12 protein-coding genes are annotated in these 14,932 nt (G+C 70.3%); 3 read left to right on the top strand and 9 right to left on the bottom strand.

Annotation, left to right across the window (positions count from 1 at the left end):
• Positions 1 to 207 precede the first annotated feature (207 nt).
• The 3 genes from IBL26_RS10505 to IBL26_RS10495 all read right to left on the bottom strand — a co-directional run bounded on the left by IBL26_RS10505 (position 208) and on the right by IBL26_RS10495 (position 3,624).
• Positions 208 to 1,548: an outer membrane protein assembly factor BamB family protein gene (locus IBL26_RS10505; protein ID WP_187784436.1), complete on the bottom strand. Its 1,341-nt coding sequence runs from the start codon at positions 1,546 to 1,548 to the stop codon at positions 208 to 210.
• A gap of 2 nt (positions 1,549 to 1,550) precedes the next feature.
• Complete coding sequence (locus IBL26_RS10500) at positions 1,551 to 2,195, bottom strand: tetratricopeptide repeat protein (protein WP_187784435.1); 645 nt, start codon at positions 2,193 to 2,195, stop codon at positions 1,551 to 1,553.
• 94 nt (positions 2,196 to 2,289) lie between these two features.
• Positions 2,290 to 3,624, bottom strand: coding sequence for a dihydroorotase (locus IBL26_RS10495; RefSeq protein WP_187784434.1), 1,335 nt, complete (start codon positions 3,622 to 3,624; stop codon positions 2,290 to 2,292).
• A gap of 168 nt (positions 3,625 to 3,792) precedes the next feature.
• Here IBL26_RS10495 and IBL26_RS10490 point away from each other — a divergent pair, with 168 nt between their 5' ends.
• Positions 3,793 to 4,488, top strand: a complete 696-nt coding sequence (locus IBL26_RS10490) for a TenA family protein (RefSeq protein WP_187784433.1) — start codon at positions 3,793 to 3,795, stop codon at positions 4,486 to 4,488.
• Here IBL26_RS10490 and IBL26_RS10485 read toward each other — a convergent pair.
• The 4 genes from IBL26_RS10485 to IBL26_RS10470 all read right to left on the bottom strand — a co-directional run bounded on the left by IBL26_RS10485 (position 4,437) and on the right by IBL26_RS10470 (position 9,454).
• A complete protein-coding gene (locus IBL26_RS10485) occupies positions 4,437 to 5,279 on the bottom strand; it encodes a hypothetical protein (RefSeq protein WP_187784432.1) in 843 nt (280 codons plus the stop codon). The two genes, IBL26_RS10490 and IBL26_RS10485, sit on opposite strands and share 52 nt — an antisense overlap.
• Positions 5,280 to 5,741: 462 nt before the next feature.
• A complete protein-coding gene (asnB, locus tag IBL26_RS10480; RefSeq protein WP_187784431.1) occupies positions 5,742 to 7,499 on the bottom strand; it encodes an asparagine synthase (glutamine-hydrolyzing) in 1,758 nt (585 codons plus the stop codon).
• A 6-nt stretch (positions 7,500 to 7,505) separates the two neighbouring features.
• Positions 7,506 to 8,537: a glycosyltransferase gene (locus IBL26_RS10475; protein ID WP_187784430.1), complete on the bottom strand. Its 1,032-nt coding sequence runs from the start codon at positions 8,535 to 8,537 to the stop codon at positions 7,506 to 7,508.
• Positions 8,534 to 9,454: a glycosyltransferase family 9 protein gene (locus tag IBL26_RS10470; RefSeq protein WP_187784429.1), complete on the bottom strand. Its 921-nt coding sequence runs from the start codon at positions 9,452 to 9,454 to the stop codon at positions 8,534 to 8,536. The genes IBL26_RS10475 and IBL26_RS10470 overlap by 4 nt, the downstream gene beginning before the upstream one ends.
• A gap of 85 nt (positions 9,455 to 9,539) precedes the next feature.
• Here IBL26_RS10470 and ygfZ point away from each other — a divergent pair, with 85 nt between their 5' ends.
• Positions 9,540 to 10,364 carry a CAF17-like 4Fe-4S cluster assembly/insertion protein YgfZ gene (gene ygfZ / locus IBL26_RS10465; RefSeq protein ID WP_241749238.1) on the top strand — a complete coding sequence of 275 codons (825 nt, stop codon included), beginning with the start codon at positions 9,540 to 9,542 and terminating at the stop codon, positions 10,362 to 10,364.
• 9 nt (positions 10,365 to 10,373) lie between these two features.
• Here ygfZ and IBL26_RS10460 read toward each other — a convergent pair whose 3' ends face one another.
• Positions 10,374 to 11,276, bottom strand: coding sequence for a LysR family transcriptional regulator ArgP (locus tag IBL26_RS10460; protein ID WP_187784427.1), 903 nt, complete (start codon positions 11,274 to 11,276; stop codon positions 10,374 to 10,376).
• A gap of 73 nt (positions 11,277 to 11,349) precedes the next feature.
• On the opposite strand from IBL26_RS10460, the gene IBL26_RS10455 reads away from it, so the two are divergent.
• Positions 11,350 to 11,976, top strand: a complete 627-nt coding sequence (locus tag IBL26_RS10455; protein ID WP_187784426.1) for a LysE/ArgO family amino acid transporter — start codon at positions 11,350 to 11,352, stop codon at positions 11,974 to 11,976.
• 275 nt (positions 11,977 to 12,251) lie between these two features.
• Here the strand turns inward: IBL26_RS10455 and ppdK are convergent, their stop codons facing one another.
• A complete protein-coding gene (gene ppdK / locus IBL26_RS10450; RefSeq protein WP_187784425.1) occupies positions 12,252 to 14,921 on the bottom strand; it encodes a pyruvate, phosphate dikinase in 2,670 nt (889 codons plus the stop codon).
• Positions 14,922 to 14,932 lie beyond the last annotated feature (11 nt).

The raw sequence follows: 14,932 nt of genomic DNA, 5'->3' as shown, positions 1-14,932 counted from the left end.
GTGGCTGTTGAAGCGGTACACCTGAGAGACGGCTGGGTGCGCCGGAGGTCCTGGACCTCCGGCGACTGACTGTTCAGCCCTTGTGGCCCGTTATTAAAATCATCGAGCAGCGTCCGCTCTCAGTCCTGAAGCGTCACGCCAAATTCGTAGAAAGAAAAGAAGGGGTCCGGGGAATTCATTCCCCGGTCTTCCCCTCCCCGCAGCGCCTCAGGCGCCCCGGAAGGCCACCAGGTTGCCGTCATCCGTCAGCATCACCAGTGTGCCGGCCGCCACCACCGCCGGCAAGGTGGAGCCACCCGGCAGCCGCAACCGCCCGCTGACCTCACCGGTGGAGGGGTCGATCTGCAACGCCTCCCCCTTGCTGGAGGGCAGGATGATCCGCCCACCGGCCAGCAGCGGCGGACCGAAATTGGCCGGCGACTCGTTCTTTTCCTTGCCCGGCGGCGGCGCGTTGTAGTCGGCCAGCCAGCGGACGCGGCCATCCTCACGGCCGATCGCCGCCATGTCCCCGTCCATGCTCAGCACGAAGACCCAGTCGCCCACCACCAGCGGCGTCTCGCTGCCGCCGATCTCACGCTCCCACAGCCGGCGGCCGGAACGCAGGTCCACCGCCATGCTCAGCCCACCCAGGCTGTTGGCATAGACGCGGCCATTGTCGATCACCGGCAGGCCACGGATGCCGGAGATGTCGCCCAGGCCACCACGGCCGGCGGCAAGGCTTTCGGTCCACAGCACGCGGCCGTCTTCGGGCCGCATCGCCACCAGCTCGCCGGAGGGGAAGCCGGCCACCACGAAGCCGTCGACCACGGCGGGGCCGGGCAGGCCCAGCGGCAGGGCCGGCGCCGTCTGGGCGCGATAGGTCCACAGCACCTTGCCGTCCTCGGTGGAGATCGCCACCAGGGCGTTGTCCAGCGTCGGCACGAAGATACGGCCGCCCACCACGGTCGGCGCGCCACGCGGCGGCGCGGCCGGCGAAATGCGCCAGCGCACCTGGCCAGTGGCCGGGTCCAGCGCCAGCACTTCGCCTAGGCCGGACGCGACGTAGAGGGTGCCGTTATCGTAGGTGCAGCCGCCGCCGACGGCGCCGACACTGTCATCTTCCGGCCGGGTGTCGAAGCGCCAGCGGCGCCCACCCCTGGCCAGGTCGAAGGCCGAGACGACGCCATAGGCATCGGCGGCGAACACGGTGCCTTCGGCGACCACCGGCCCGGCGGTGATGCGGCGGCGGTAGGAGCTGCCGGTGCCGACGGAAGCACGCCAGGCTTCGCTCAGGCTGGCAGGCAGCGCGGCGTGGCCCGGGGCGTGGCCGGGGTTGGCGCCGGGCTGCGGCCAGTCGGCGCGCGCTTCGGCGGCCGGCAGGTTCAGTGGCGCATTGGCCAGGGCCGAATCGGCCTCCAGGTCCCGCCGGGGGGCCAGCACGGCGCGGCGCTCGCCCGGCAGCGGCTGCTTGGTGCTGCCGAAGATGCCATCGAAGATGCCGCAGCCGCTCAGCAGCCCCGCGCTGCCCAGCAGCGCCGCACGCCGCGTCCAGATCGTTCCGTTCGCCATGTTCAGACCCCCAATCCAGCCGCCACGCGGCCCGCGCGTTCACGCACCCCCGCAGGAGCGGTTACATCCGCTGCCAGGGCCTCCAGGTTCTTCTTGGCTTCCGCCGTGGCGCCGCGGCGGATCGCCACCAGCGCCTGCAATTCACGCGCCGAGGCGCCCCAGGCGGTGCCGACCAGCGGCGCCAGCCGCGAATCCAACGCCGCCGGGTCCTGGGTATCCAGCCCGTGCAGCGCCCACATCAGGCTGGCGAGGTCCCGGTAGAGCTGCGGCGCGCGGCTGTCGCCGGACACCTCGTTCCACAGGGTCAGGGCGGCATCGCGCTCACCGGTCTCCGCCTTCAGGGCGGCGGCGCGCAGCTTGGCCAGAATGCGGTAGCCCTCGGGCGCCGTCTGCGCGATGGCGGCGAAGCGCTCGCCCGCCGCCTTCAGGTCGGCGCCGCTGGCCTCGGCGGCGCGGTGCACCTCCATGAAGGCCAGGGCGGTGGCCTGGGTCTGCCGCGCCTCGTTCCAACGCCAGGCCTGCCAGCCGCCGAAGCCGATGGCGGCCAACAGGACCACGCCCGCCGCAGCGCTGCCGTAGCGTACCCAGAACTTGCGGGCCTGTTCGGCCCGCAGCTCTTCCTTCACCTCGTCGAAGATATCCGGCAACTCGGGCCCTCACAGCAGCGTGCGCGCGGTCGCGCGCCTGAATTCAGGCGCGGACCATAGCCGCCCGCGCCAGCCCCGTTAAGGGCGCAGGCGGTCAGGCCGGCGCGAGGCCGGTATCGAAGCGCACCGGGCGGCCCGTCGGCGTGCCCAGGACCTCGTCCTCCCGCATCGCCACATGGCCGCGGATGATGGTCATCACCGGCCAGCCGGTGACCGTCTGCCCATCGAACGGCGTCCACCCGCAGGGGGAGGCGATCCAGCTGTTCTCGATGGTCCGGGTGCGCTTCATGTCCACGACGGTGAAGTCGGCGTCGTAGCCGGCGCAGAGCCGCCCCTTGGCGATGGCGCCATAGACGCGCGCGGGGCCGGCAGCCATCAGGTCCACCATGCGGGTCAGGCTCAGGCGGCCGGCATTCACATGGTCCAGCATGATCGGCGCCAGGGTCTGCACGCCCGTCAGGCCGGCGGCGGTGGCGGGCCAGGGGCGTTCCTTCGCCTCGCGCGAATGCGGCGCGTGGTCGGAGCCGATGCAATCCACCGTGCCATCGGCCACGGCGGCCCAGGCGGCCTTCATGTGCCGCTCGTCACGGATCGGCGGGTTCATCACCGCGTAGCCGCCCAGGCGGTCATAGGCCTCGTCGGTCTGGGACAGGTGGTTCACCAGCACCTCGACCGTCGCGACGTCGCGGAAGTCGCGCAGGTATTCCAGCTCCTCGGCGGTGGAGACGTGCAGGATATGCGCGCCACGGCCGGTCTCCCGCGCCAGCGCCATCAGGCGGCGGGTGCCGAGGAAGGCGCATTCCACGTCGCGCCACTCGGCATGCAGCCTGTGCGGGCCGCCGGCGGCGTAGAGCGGCTTGCGCTCCTGCAACCGGTACTCGTCTTCGGAATGGTAAGAGATGCGGCGGCGGCCGGAACGCATGACGCGCTCCAGCGACGCATCGTCACCCACCAGCAGGTCGCCGGTGGAGGAGCCGGCGAACACCTTCACGGCGCACACATCCGGCTGCAGCTCCAGCGCCGCCAGGTCGGGGATGTTGGACATGCCGGCACCGACATAGAAGCCGATATCGCACCAGGTCTTGCCCTCGGCATAGGCCCGCTTGTCCTCCAGCGCCTTCTGGCTGGTAATGGAGGGGTTGGTGTTCGGCATGTCGAACACGGCGGTGATGCCGCCGAGGATGGCGGCCTTCGTGCCGGTCGGGATGGTCTCCACCGCCGGGTCGCCCGGGTCGCGCAGATGCACATGCGGGTCGATCAGCCCGGGCAGCACATGCAGCCCCTCGCAATCAATCTCCTGCGCCGCGGCGGCGCTCCGCAGGTCGCCGATGGCGGCGATGCGACCGGCGCGCACGCCGACATCGGCATCCACCTCGCCCCAGGGAAGCACGCAGCGCCCGCCGCGCAGGATGAGGTCGAAGCTTGTCATGCGCGGATATCCCTTCTCTCTCGGCCCATCTCTCACGGCCGGCCTGTGCGGAGGTCTGTAGAACAGATCGGGCGCCCCGTCTGCCCCACCCCAAACCTCTGTCCCCGGCAACCTGCCCGGCACGCGCCATCCCTGCTATCCCGCGCCAACAGCACGGGAGGCGCCGCCATGACCGAGACCCCCTTCTCCACCCGCCTGCGTCAGGCCAGCGCGGCGGACTGGGATGCCGCCATCAGCCACCGCTTCGTGCGGGAGCTCTCGGCCGGCACGGTGCCGCAGGCGGTGATGCGCCACTACCTGGTGCAGGACTACCAGTTTATCGACCGCTTCGTGGCCCTGCTGGGCGCCGCCATCGCCACGGCGGACAGCTACGCGGCGCGGCTGCGCCTCGCCCAGTTCCTGGCGATGATCGTCTCGGACGAGAACACCTATTTCGTGCGGGCCTTCGACGCGCTGGGCATTCCCGCCGCCGAGCGGGCCGCACCCGTGCTGGACCCGACCGTCCGTGCCTTCCAGGCCCTGATGGGAGAAGCGGCGGAGAGCCGCAGCTATGCCGGTGCGCTGTCCGTGCTGGTCGTGGCGGAATGGCTGTATCTGAGCTGGGCCGAGCGCCACCAGGGCCCGCTGCCACCCGACTTCGTCCATGCCGAGTGGATCACCCTGCACGACAACCCGTTCTTCCGCGACGTCGTCGGCTGGCTGCGCGGGGAGCTGGACCGGACCGGCGCCACGCTGAACGCCGCCGGGCAGGCACGGTGCGAAAGCCTGTTCCAGCGCGCGGTGGCGCTGGAACGCGGCTTCTTCGACAGTCTCTACGCCGTGGCGGGCGAACCCGGCGGCACCGGCACCGTCTCCGCCGTGTGAGGATGAATGGCGCGGCCGATGGCGGCACGCTCCTCATCCGTCAGGTCGATCCAGGTCAGGCCGTAATCCATCGGCGCGACCAGCCCGCCCTGCGGGCCCGTCACGCCGAGGATGGTGCCCTCGCCGATGAAGAACGGCCGCGCATTGGCCGGCAGCGCCCAGGCGCGGCCCTTGCCGGTCTCGCCCGGCGCCTTGACCTTCCAATTGGAAATACCGGTGCTGCCATTGACCGAGACCAGCTCCAACGGCACCGCCCGCAGCCGCTGGCCGTCCCAGGACTCCATGGTCCGCTTCAGCCCGCGCTTAGCCAACATGCCACGCGCCACCGCGATCAGACCGGCGATCATCAGCAGCCAGAAGATCCCCAGCGTGATGATGCGGCTCGGCAGCTTGTCCAGCGCCATGTCGGTGGTCAGCCACTCGGGGTGCTGCGGGTCCGCCATCACCTCCACCGAGTAGTCGCCTGAATGCGCGTCCGCGAACACGTAGGTGACGTCACGCGACACCACGTTCGGGATCTTGCCGCCGGTCAGGTTGACCGTGCAGGTGTTGATGAACAGCTTGCTGCGGCAGGAACCATCGACGCGCGAGGCCAGGACCGGCTGCGCCGTGTCCCGGATCTGCCAGTCCGTGACCAGCGTCGGCGCGACGAAGATCGCGCTGGCGACCATCAGGCCGATCAGCACCAGAAAGCCAAAACCCGCCAGCAGGCGGTGCGACAGGTTGGAACCCGGTATCCGCACCCGCAACGGGCGGTCGGGCAGAGGCGGCAGGGTGACGGCAGCCGGCATTGCGTGTTCTCCATCAGTCACGAAGCGTCGCTTTTCGCCGAACGCCGCGTCCAGGACTACGCATCAACCGCACACAAAGTAGATAGACCGCTATCAACGCCGCGTGACTTGAGCGCGGCTTGATGAAGGCGTGATAAATATTACTCGTTGTTCATCTCAGGACTGGCGGTGGATCGGCTTCCAGGGGCGGGAAAGGCCGGGGAAAGAATTCCCCGGACCCCTTCTTTTTTCTGCGAGTCTGGCGAACCGCTTCAGGACTGAAGGCGGGCGCTGCCTGGTGATTTATAAAATGGGCCACGCGGGCTGAACCATCAGTCGCCAGAGGTCCAACACCCCCGTCCCACCAAGCCGTTTTCAGGACCGCGACCTCAACGGTCACACCCAAAAACTTGAAGAAAGAAAAGAAGGGGTCCGGGGAATTCCTTCCCCGGCCTTCTCTATCCCAACATCCAAGAGCGGACCTCAGCCCTTGCCCAGGAAGGCAAACACGTCGCCTTCCGCCTTGCGGCCTTCGACATGCCGGCGGTGCCACAGCGCGTAGAACAGCAGGTGCCAGGCGGCGAAGCCTTCCCGCTTGCCGCTGGCGGCGCGGAACAGCGCCGTCACCTTCTCCGGCCGGGCGATCTCCATCACGCCAGCCTGGGCGGCTACCAGCGGCCCCAGCTTGTCCGACGCACCAGCGATCCAGTGGCCAACGGGCACAGTGAAGCCCTGCTTCGGCCGGAAGGGTTCGGAGGCCGGGAAGTTAGCCGCCAGCCACTGGCGCAGCAGGTATTTGCCGGCACCTTTCCGCACCTTCAGCGCATCCGGCAGGCGGAAGGTGGCTTCGGCCACCGCGCTGTCTAGGAAGGGCGTGCGGCCTTCGACGCCGTGCGCCATCAGGCACCGGTCCAGCTTGATCAGCAGGTCGTTAGGCAGCCAGTCGGCCACGTCCAGCGCCTGGGCGGCCATCAGGCGGGTACGGCCGGGCAGCGCCGTCTCGGCCTCCGCCGCCACCATGCCGTCGCGCCAGCCGGTCAACGGTTGGCGCAGCACGTCCAGCCGGTCGAACGCACCGTGGGTGCGTGGCGCCTTGCCGCCCAGCCACCAGGGCCGCATGGCGGAGCGGTAACGGCCATAGCCGCCCAGCATCTCGTCGCCGCCCTCGCCGGACAGCACCACCTTCACGTCCTGCCGCGCCCGGCGGGCCAGGAACCAGGTGGGGATGATGGCGTAGTCGGCCGCCGGGTCGTCCATGCCGCCGACGATCTCCGGCAGGTGCTTCCACACCTCGGCCTCGGTGACGGTAATGGTCTCGTGCCGGGCGCCCACGGCCCTGGCCATGGCGGCGGCGTGCGCCCGCTCATCCGCCGCGCCGGCGACGTCGAAGCCGGCGGTGAAGGCCAGCACCGGCTGTTCGTTCAGGCGGGACATCATGGCCAGCACCGCGGCACTGTCCGTGCCGCCGGAGAGGAACATGCCGTAGGGCACGTCGCTGCGCTGGTGCAGGTCCACGCTGTCGCGGAAGGCGGCCTCGAAGCGCGCCAGGGCCTCGTCCTCGTTCAACGCCTCCGGCCCGCCCTCGGGCAGGGCGGCGCGGCGGTGGCGCTCCAGGATGCGGCCCTCGCCCAGCGCCACCGTCTCGCCGGGCAGCAGGCGGGTGATGCCCTCGAAGATCGTCTCGGCACCGGTAGTGAACTGCATCTGCAGCAGCTCGGACCGCGCCTCGGCCCGCACGCGCGGCTCCACCAGCCCGGCGGCGATCAGCGCCTGCGGCTCGGATGCGAAGGCCATGCCGCCGGAAATCTCGGCCAGGTACATCGGCTTGATGCCGAACGGATCGCGCGACAGCACCATCTGGCGGGACACACGGTCGTGGATGGCCAGTGCGTACATGCCGCGCAGTCCGTCCGCGAAGCCGATGCCGTCCCGCCGGAACAGGTGCAACGGCGGCTCGCAATCGCTGCCGGTAGCGCAGACCAGGGCGTTGTCGGCCCGCAGCTCGCGGTAGTTGTACACCTCGCCATTGCCGACCAGCGCGGCGGGACCGGCGAACAGGGGCTGGTCCCCGGTGGCGAGGTCGATGATCGCCAATCGCGTATGCGCCAGCGCCACGGGGCCAGAGACATGATGGCCGGACCCGTCCGGGCCCCGATGCGCCAGGGCGCCGGTCAGGCGCTGCAAGGTGGTGGCGTCCGGGCTCTGGCCCTGCCGCAGGATGATGCCGGCAATCCCACACATAGGCGGTCAGCCCTCCTTCGCCGGTGAGGCGATACGCTGCAACACGTCCCGCCAACGGGCCAGCACAGGCTCCTCGGCGTAGTCTTCTTCCCAGGCGGCCCGGCCGGCTGCGGCCATGGCGGCGGCCCGGGTGGGGTCCGCCAACAGGGCGGCGATGCCCTCGGCCAATGCCTGCGGCGATTCCTGCGGCACCAGCAGGCCGGTACGCCCGGGCTCGATCAGCTCGCTCGGTCCCTGAGCGGCCACCGCCACCACGGGCCGGGCGGCGCTCCAGGCCTCCAGAACGATATTGCCCAGCGGCTCGTGGCGGGAGGAGCAGACGAACACGTCGCATCCCGCCAGCAGCGCCCCGGCATCCTGCCGCCAGCCCAGGAAGCGCACGCGGCGGGCCACGCCCAACTCGGCCGCCAGCTTCTGCAGGGCGTTCTTTTCCGGCCCGTCGCCGCCGATGGCCAGCTCCGCCTCCGGCAGCAGCGCCAAGGCGCGCAACAAGGTGTCGAAGCCCTTGTTGCGGTGCAGCCGGCCCAACGCGAGCAACCGGGGCGCGCCGGGGCGCAGGCCGAGATCCGCTGGCGGGACGTCGCGGAAGTCATCGGCGAAATTGGGCAGGTAGTGGGCGCGGCCGGCCGGCCAGCCCTGCTCCACCATCCAGCGCACCAGGTCCCGCGTATTGCCGACCAGGTGGTCGCAGCGCTTGTAGTATTTCAAGTCGTAATAGCCGCCGAGCCGCCCCACCAGCTTCCAGTCGCCAGCGGGCGTGTGGCGCGCGGCGCGGTTCATCCAGGCGACGGCCACCTGCGGCCGGTAGTGCCGCAGCAACAGGGACATGCGCGGCCGGGTCAGCATGTCCAGCGGCCCGCCGAAGCCCAGTTGCACCGGGGCCAGCCCCTGCGCCGCCAGCCGTGCCGCCCGCGCCTTGTCCCGCCGGATCACCGGCAGCACGTCCTCGCCGGAACGGTGCAGGGCGACGGTCAGCCGCTCATAGAAGCCTTCGGCGCCGCCGGTCTTCGCACCGGCCATGATCTGCGCGATCCTCATGCGGCGGGCTCCAGCGCCAGCAGGCCGCGGGCGGCTTCCAACGCATCCTCCACCGGCAGGGCCTCCATCGGCGCCACGCCGGGGGCACCGCGCGCCAACACGGCGCGGGCGGCGCGGCCCATCGGCGCGTATTCGCTGGCCGGCGTCGGCCCGAACAGCCCCAAGGTCGGCGCGCCCGTGGCGGCCGAGAGATGCATCAGCCCCGAATCATTGCCGACGAACAGCGCGCAGCGGGCCAGCACCGCCGCGGCCTCATGCAGCTCCAGCCGCCCGGTCAGGTCGATCGCATCCGGCAGCGCCGCCACCACGGGGGCGACCATCGCCGCTTCCTGCGCCCCCGGCCCGCCCAGGATGACCGCGCGGGCGCCCGGCAGCGGCCCGCCCAGCGCCGTCAGTGCCTGGAACAGCGCCACGAAGCGCTCCGCCGGCCACACCTTGCCGGCCCAGTTCGCGCTGGGGCCGAGGGCGATGAAGGGGCGATCCTCCGCCCCCAGCAAGGCCACCGCGCGCGCCGTATCCGCCGCATCGAACCACGCTACCGGGTTGGGCGCCGGAGCGATGCCCAGCGTGCCGGCCAGGTGCAGCAGCCGGTGCCCGGGGCGCCGGCCGCCCTGCATCACCGCCCGCCGCCGCGCCGGCACCAGCCAGGCGAGGGCGGAGCCGCGCAGATCCACCACCAAGTCCCACCGCGTGCGCGCCACCTTGGCCCACAGGCCGAACCAGTGGCCGGAGAAGCGCTTCTTATGCAGGACGATCGTCTCGACCCGGTTGGGCATGCGGGTGAAGACGCCCTCCGCCACCGGGCCGCAGGCCACGGTGACCCGCGCATCCGGGTACACGCGCAGCAGATGGTCCAGCAGTCCCGTGGAGAGCACCGCATCGCCGATCCGGGTGGAGGTCACGAAAAGGATTCGCATGGTTGCGCGCCGCTTAGCACGGCTGAGCGCTCAGCGCAGCGCCACCCCGCTTGCACCAGGGGCCAGACGCGCCAAATCTGCGGACATGCCCCAGACCTCCCTCCCCGATCGCGCCATCATCGAACTCACTGGCGAGGACCGCGTGGCCTTCCTGCAAGGCCTGGTGTCCAACGACGTGGCGGAGGCCGTGCCGGGCCGCGCCGTCTGGGCCGCGCTGCTGACACCGCAGGGCAAATGGCTGGCCGATTTCTTCATCTTCGCCGAGGACGGGCGACTGCTGCTGGACGTGGAAGCCGCCCAGGCCGCCATGCTGGTGCAGCGCCTGACCCGCTTCCGCCTGCGCTCCAAGGTAGCGCTGGCGGTGCTGGAGGGCTGGTCGGTCCAGGCCGGCTGGGGCGGCGCCGCGCTGCCGGCCGGCATCGCGGCGCCGGACCCGCGCCACCCTGATGCCGGCTGGCGCGCCCTGGCCCCGGCCGCCGAGGCCCTTCCCGCGGACGCGACGCCCGACGCGTATGACCGCCACCGGCTGGCACTCGGCCTGCCCGACGGCAGCAAGGACATGGAGGCGGAGAGGAGCACCCTGCTGGAAGCCGGCTTCGACGAGCTGGCCGGCGTGTCCTGGAGCAAGGGCTGCTACATGGGGCAGGAACTGACGGCCCGCACCAAGTATCGCGGCCTGCTGAAGAAGCGCTTCTTCCCCGTCACTATCGAGGGCCCCGTCCCGCCACGCGGCACCCCGGTGCTGCGGGAAGGCGGCGCGGAGGTGGGCGAGATGCGCTCCGGCCAGGATGGCCTGGGCCTGGCGCTGCTGCGCATGCCGGTGCGGGGCGACGAGGCCTTCACCTGCGGCGAGGCGCGCCTGCTGCCGCATGTGCCGGGCTGGATGCGGCTGCCCGAGCAGGCCGGCTGAAGCCCGGCCTCAGCCTTCCTCCATTGGGTGCAACTGGTGGGCGGCGGCGTGGCGCACGCTGGATGTCAGCGTTTCCAATACCTTGGCGCCAAGGCGCAGATGCTGCCAATACAGCGCCACCCCGATCCGCCGCCGCGGAACCAGTTCCACCAACGCGCCGCTGGCCAGATGCGGCGCCGCCGTCATCAGCGGCGCCATGGCCCAGCCCAGCCCGGCGAGGCTGACATTCAGCATTCCTTCCGTGGAGGGCACCCAGTGCGTCGGCGCCTGCAACGGCACCCCGCTAACCGCCCGGGCCCAACGGTCCTGCAGGCCGTCCCGGCGGTCGAAGCGCAGGGTGGGCGCCCGGGCCAGCGCGGCTTCGTCCACGCCACCCGGGAAGTGGCGGCGGACGAAATCCGGGCTGGCTGCCGCCACATAAGGTAGCGAGCCCAGCGCCAGGGTCCGGCAACCCTGCACCGGCGCCGGGTCGGTGGTCACGGCCGCCAGGACCTCGCCGGCGCGCAGGCGGCCGGCGGTGTGCTCCTCGTCGTCCAGCAGCAGGTCCAGCAGCGCGGCGCTGCCGGTGGCAAAGTGTGAGGCGGCCGCTGGGAACCATGTAGCCAGGCTGTCGGAGTTCAGCGCCACGCGCAGGGTCGGCCGCGCCTCCGCCGCGCTCAGCCCGGGCATGCCGGCCGTCAGTTCCCCTTCCAACAGCGAGACCTGGCGAACATGGGCGCAGAGCCGCGCGCCCGGCTCGGTGGCGCTGCAAGGCTGGCCGCGCACCACCAGCACCGCGCCCAGCCGCTCCTCTAGCCCCCGCACCCGTTGCGAGATGGCGGAGGGCGTGACGCCGAGCACAAAGGCCGCACGCTCGAAGCTGCCTTCCCGCACCACGGCGGCCAGCGCAGCAAGGGCGGGATAATCCAGCATGATTAAGTTCTGCTTCATCACGATAAGGAATTTGAGTTTTACTACTGTAGAGCCGCAGGGCAAGGCAGCGCCCATGCTCTACCTCGCCAGCCTCGCCCACGGCTTCGCCGTCTCCGCCGCCCTGATCATCGCCATCGGGGCCCAGAACATGTTCGTGCTGCGCCAGGCGCTGCGGCGGGAGCATGTCGGGCCCATCGTGCTGTTCTGCGCCACCATGGATGCGTTGCTCATCGCCCTCGGCGTCGCCGGGCTGGGCGCGTTGCTGGGCCAGGCGCCGTCCCTGCGGCTGGCGCTTTCGCTCGGCGGCGCGGCCTTTTTGGGGTGGTACGCTGTGGGCGCCTTTCGCCGGGCCCTGGCCCCCGGTGCCCTGGTAGCGGCCCGTGGCGCGCAAGCGCTGACATTGGGCGCCGCCCTGGCCCAGGCCGCCGGCTTCACCTTGCTGAACCCGCATGTCTACCTGGATACGGTGCTGCTGGTCGGCTCCATCGGCGCGGCGGAGCCAGTGGCGGCGCAACCGGCCTTCGTGCTCGGCGCCGCCCTGGCCAGCGCCAGCTGGTTCTGCGCCCTCGGCTATGGTGGCCGCATGCTGGCGCCGCTCTTCGCGAAGCCCACCGCCTGGAAGGTGCTGGAACTGGCAGTCGGCACCACGATGCTGGCCCTGGCAATCAGCCTGCTGCTGCGCGCCGCCCGACAGGGTTGAGAGCCCGGGGCAGCGAATATCGGTTCGCGCTGACTGTCCGAACTGCATTAGGGATGGAACAGAATTGAGGGGGCTCTGCCCCCTCAAACGCCCCTGGCAGGGGATACGATCCCCTGCACCGCGATTTGAAAGACGCCCGGCAGATCAGCGGAGTTCCGCCCCGCCTCTGGCGGCATCCGCTCTCACCCTGGCACCCAAAATGGGTTCCCAAAGGCCTCAGGCCTTTGGCGGGGAGAGTTTGAGAGGGGCCGCGCCCCTCTCAAAAGCCCCGAGGCTCAGGCCGTGCGATCGACGCCGCCGGCCAGTGCCGCCTGCGCCGCGGCCAGCCGTGCCACCGGCACGCGGTAGGGCGAGCAAGAGACGTAATCCAGCCCGACACTCTCGCAGAACTGGATGGAGGCCGGGTCGCCGCCATGCTCGCCGCAGATGCCGAGCTTGAGGGAAGGCTTCACCCCCCGCCCCTTCTCCTTGGCGATCTTCACCAGCGCGCCAACGCCATCCGGGTCGAGCGACACGAACGGGTCCTTCGGCAGGATGCCCTTGTCGACATAGTAGGGCAGGAACTTGCCGGCATCGTCGCGGGACAGGCCGAAAGTCGTCTGCGTCAGGTCGTTGGTGCCGAAGCTGAAGAAGTCGGCGGCCTCGGCGATGGCGTCCGCCGTCAGGCAGGCGCGCGGCAGCTCGATCATGGTGCCGACCAGATACTCGATGGTGGTGCCGCTCTCGGCGAACACCTCCTTCGCCACCTTCTCCACCTGGGCGCGGGTGATCTCCAGCTCCTTCTTGGCGGCGACGAGGGGGATCATGATCTCCGGCACCGGTGCCTTGCCGGTCTCCTTCGCGATGAGGATCGCTGCCTCGAAGATGGCACGGGCCTGCATCTCGTAGATCTCGGGGTAGGTCACGCCCAGGCGGCAGCCACGGTGGCCCAGCATCGGGTTGGCTTCCGACAGGTCGGCCGCGCGGCGCTTCATGGTGGCGAGGTCGGCGCCCAGGCTTTCCGCCACCTCGGCCAACTCTTCCTCCCGGTGCGGCAGGAATTCGTGCAGCGGCGGGTCCAGCAAGCGAATGGTCACCGGCATGCCGGCCATGATGCGGAACAACTCGGAGAAGTCGTCGCGCTGGAACGGCAGCAGTTTTGCCAGCGCATCACGCCGGCCGCCTTCCGACTCGCTCATGATCATCTGGCGCACCGCGCTGATGCGCGATGGGTCGAAGAACATGTGCTCGGTACGGCAGAGGCCGATGCCCTCGGCACCGAACTTCTTGGCGGTATCGGCATCCAGCGGCGTCTCGGCATTGGCGCGGATGCGCAGGCGGCGCACTTCGTCCGCCCAGCCCATCAGCGTGGCGAAATCGCCGGAGAGCTTCGGCTCCACCATCGGCACGGCGCCGAGGAAGATTTCGCCCGTCGCGCCATCCAGCGTGATGATGTCGCCACCATTCACCAATTGGCCACCGGCCGAGAGCTGCTGGCTGTTGTAGTCGACGATGACGCCGCCGGCACCGGCCACGCAGGGCCGGCCCATGCCGCGGGCCACCACCGCCGCGTGGCTGGTCATGCCGCCGCGCGTGGTCAGGATGCCCTTGGCGGCATGCATGCCGTGAATGTCCTCGGGCGAGGTCTCGATCCGCACCAGGATCACGCTCTCGCCTTTGGTGGCACGCGTCTCCGCCTCATCGGCCGAGAATACCACCACGCCGCAGGCCGCGCCCGGCGAGGCCGGCAGGCCCTTGGAGAGCACCTTGCGCGGCGCCTTCGGGTCCAGCGTCGGGTGCAGCAACTGGTCCAGGGAGGCCGGGGCCACGCGCTTCACCGCCTCCTTCCGGTCGATCAGCCCTTCCTGCGCCATGTCGACGGCGATCTTCAGGCTGGCGGCGGCGGTGCGCTTCCCGTTGCGGGTCTGCAGCATGTACAGCTTGTTCTGCTGCACGGTGAACTCGATGTCCTGCATGTCCGTGTAGTGCTTTTCCAGCGTGTCACGGACTTTCACCAGCTCGGCATAGGCGGCCGGCATGGCCTCCTCCATGCTGCGCTCGTTCTTCTTCGCGCGCAGGCTGGACATGGGCTGCGGCGTGCGGATGCCGGCCACCACGTCCTCGCCCTGCGCGTTGATCAGGTACTCGCCATAGAAGATGTTCTCGCCGGTGCTCGGGTCGCGGGTGAAGCAGACGCCGGTAGCGCAGTCCTCGCCCATATTGCCGAAGACCATCGCCTGGACGTTCACCGCCGTGCCCCAGTCGGCCGGGATGTCATGCAGGCGACGATAGGTGTTGGCGCGCTGGTTCATCCAGCTGCCGAACACGGCGCCGATGGCACCCCACAGCTGCTCCTGCGGGTCCTGCGGGAAGGGCTTGCCCAGCACCTCCTGCACCATCGCCTTGTATTCGGTGACGACGCGCTGCCAGTCCTCCGCCGTCAGCTCCGTGTCCTCGGAGACGCCCTTGGCGATCTTGGCGTCCTCGATGATCTCCTCGAACCGGTGGTGGTCCACGCCCAGCACCACCGAGCCGTACATCTGGACGAAGCGGCGATAGCTGTCCCACGCGAAGCGCGGGTCGCCGGAGGCGGTGGCAAGGCCCTCCACCGTGCGGTCGTTCAGGCCGAGATTGAGCACGGTGTCCATCATGCCCGGCATGGAGACACGGGCGCCGGAGCGGACGGAGACGAGCAGCGGCTTCGCCTCGTCGCCGAACGTCAGGCCGACGGCCTCCTCGATCCGCGCCAGCGCCTCGTCGGCCTGGGCCTTCAGCTCGGGCGGATACTGCTTCTCATGCTGGTAGTAGTAGGTGCAGACCTCGGTGGTGATAGTGAAGCCGGGCGGAACCGGCAAGCCGATGGAGGCCATTTCCGCCAGGTTGGCGCCCTTGCCCCCCAGCAGGTTCCGCATCTCCGCCTTACCGTCATTGCGGCCAGCGCCGAAGCCATACACCCACTTCTGCATGTCCGGTTATC

The sequence above is a fragment of the Teichococcus aerophilus genome, assembly GCF_014490485.1.
GTDB lineage: Bacteria > Pseudomonadota > Alphaproteobacteria > Acetobacterales > Acetobacteraceae > Pseudoroseomonas > Pseudoroseomonas aerophila.
Note: the sequence above shows the minus strand (reverse complement) of the source record. Positions and strands in the feature narration are given on the sequence as shown.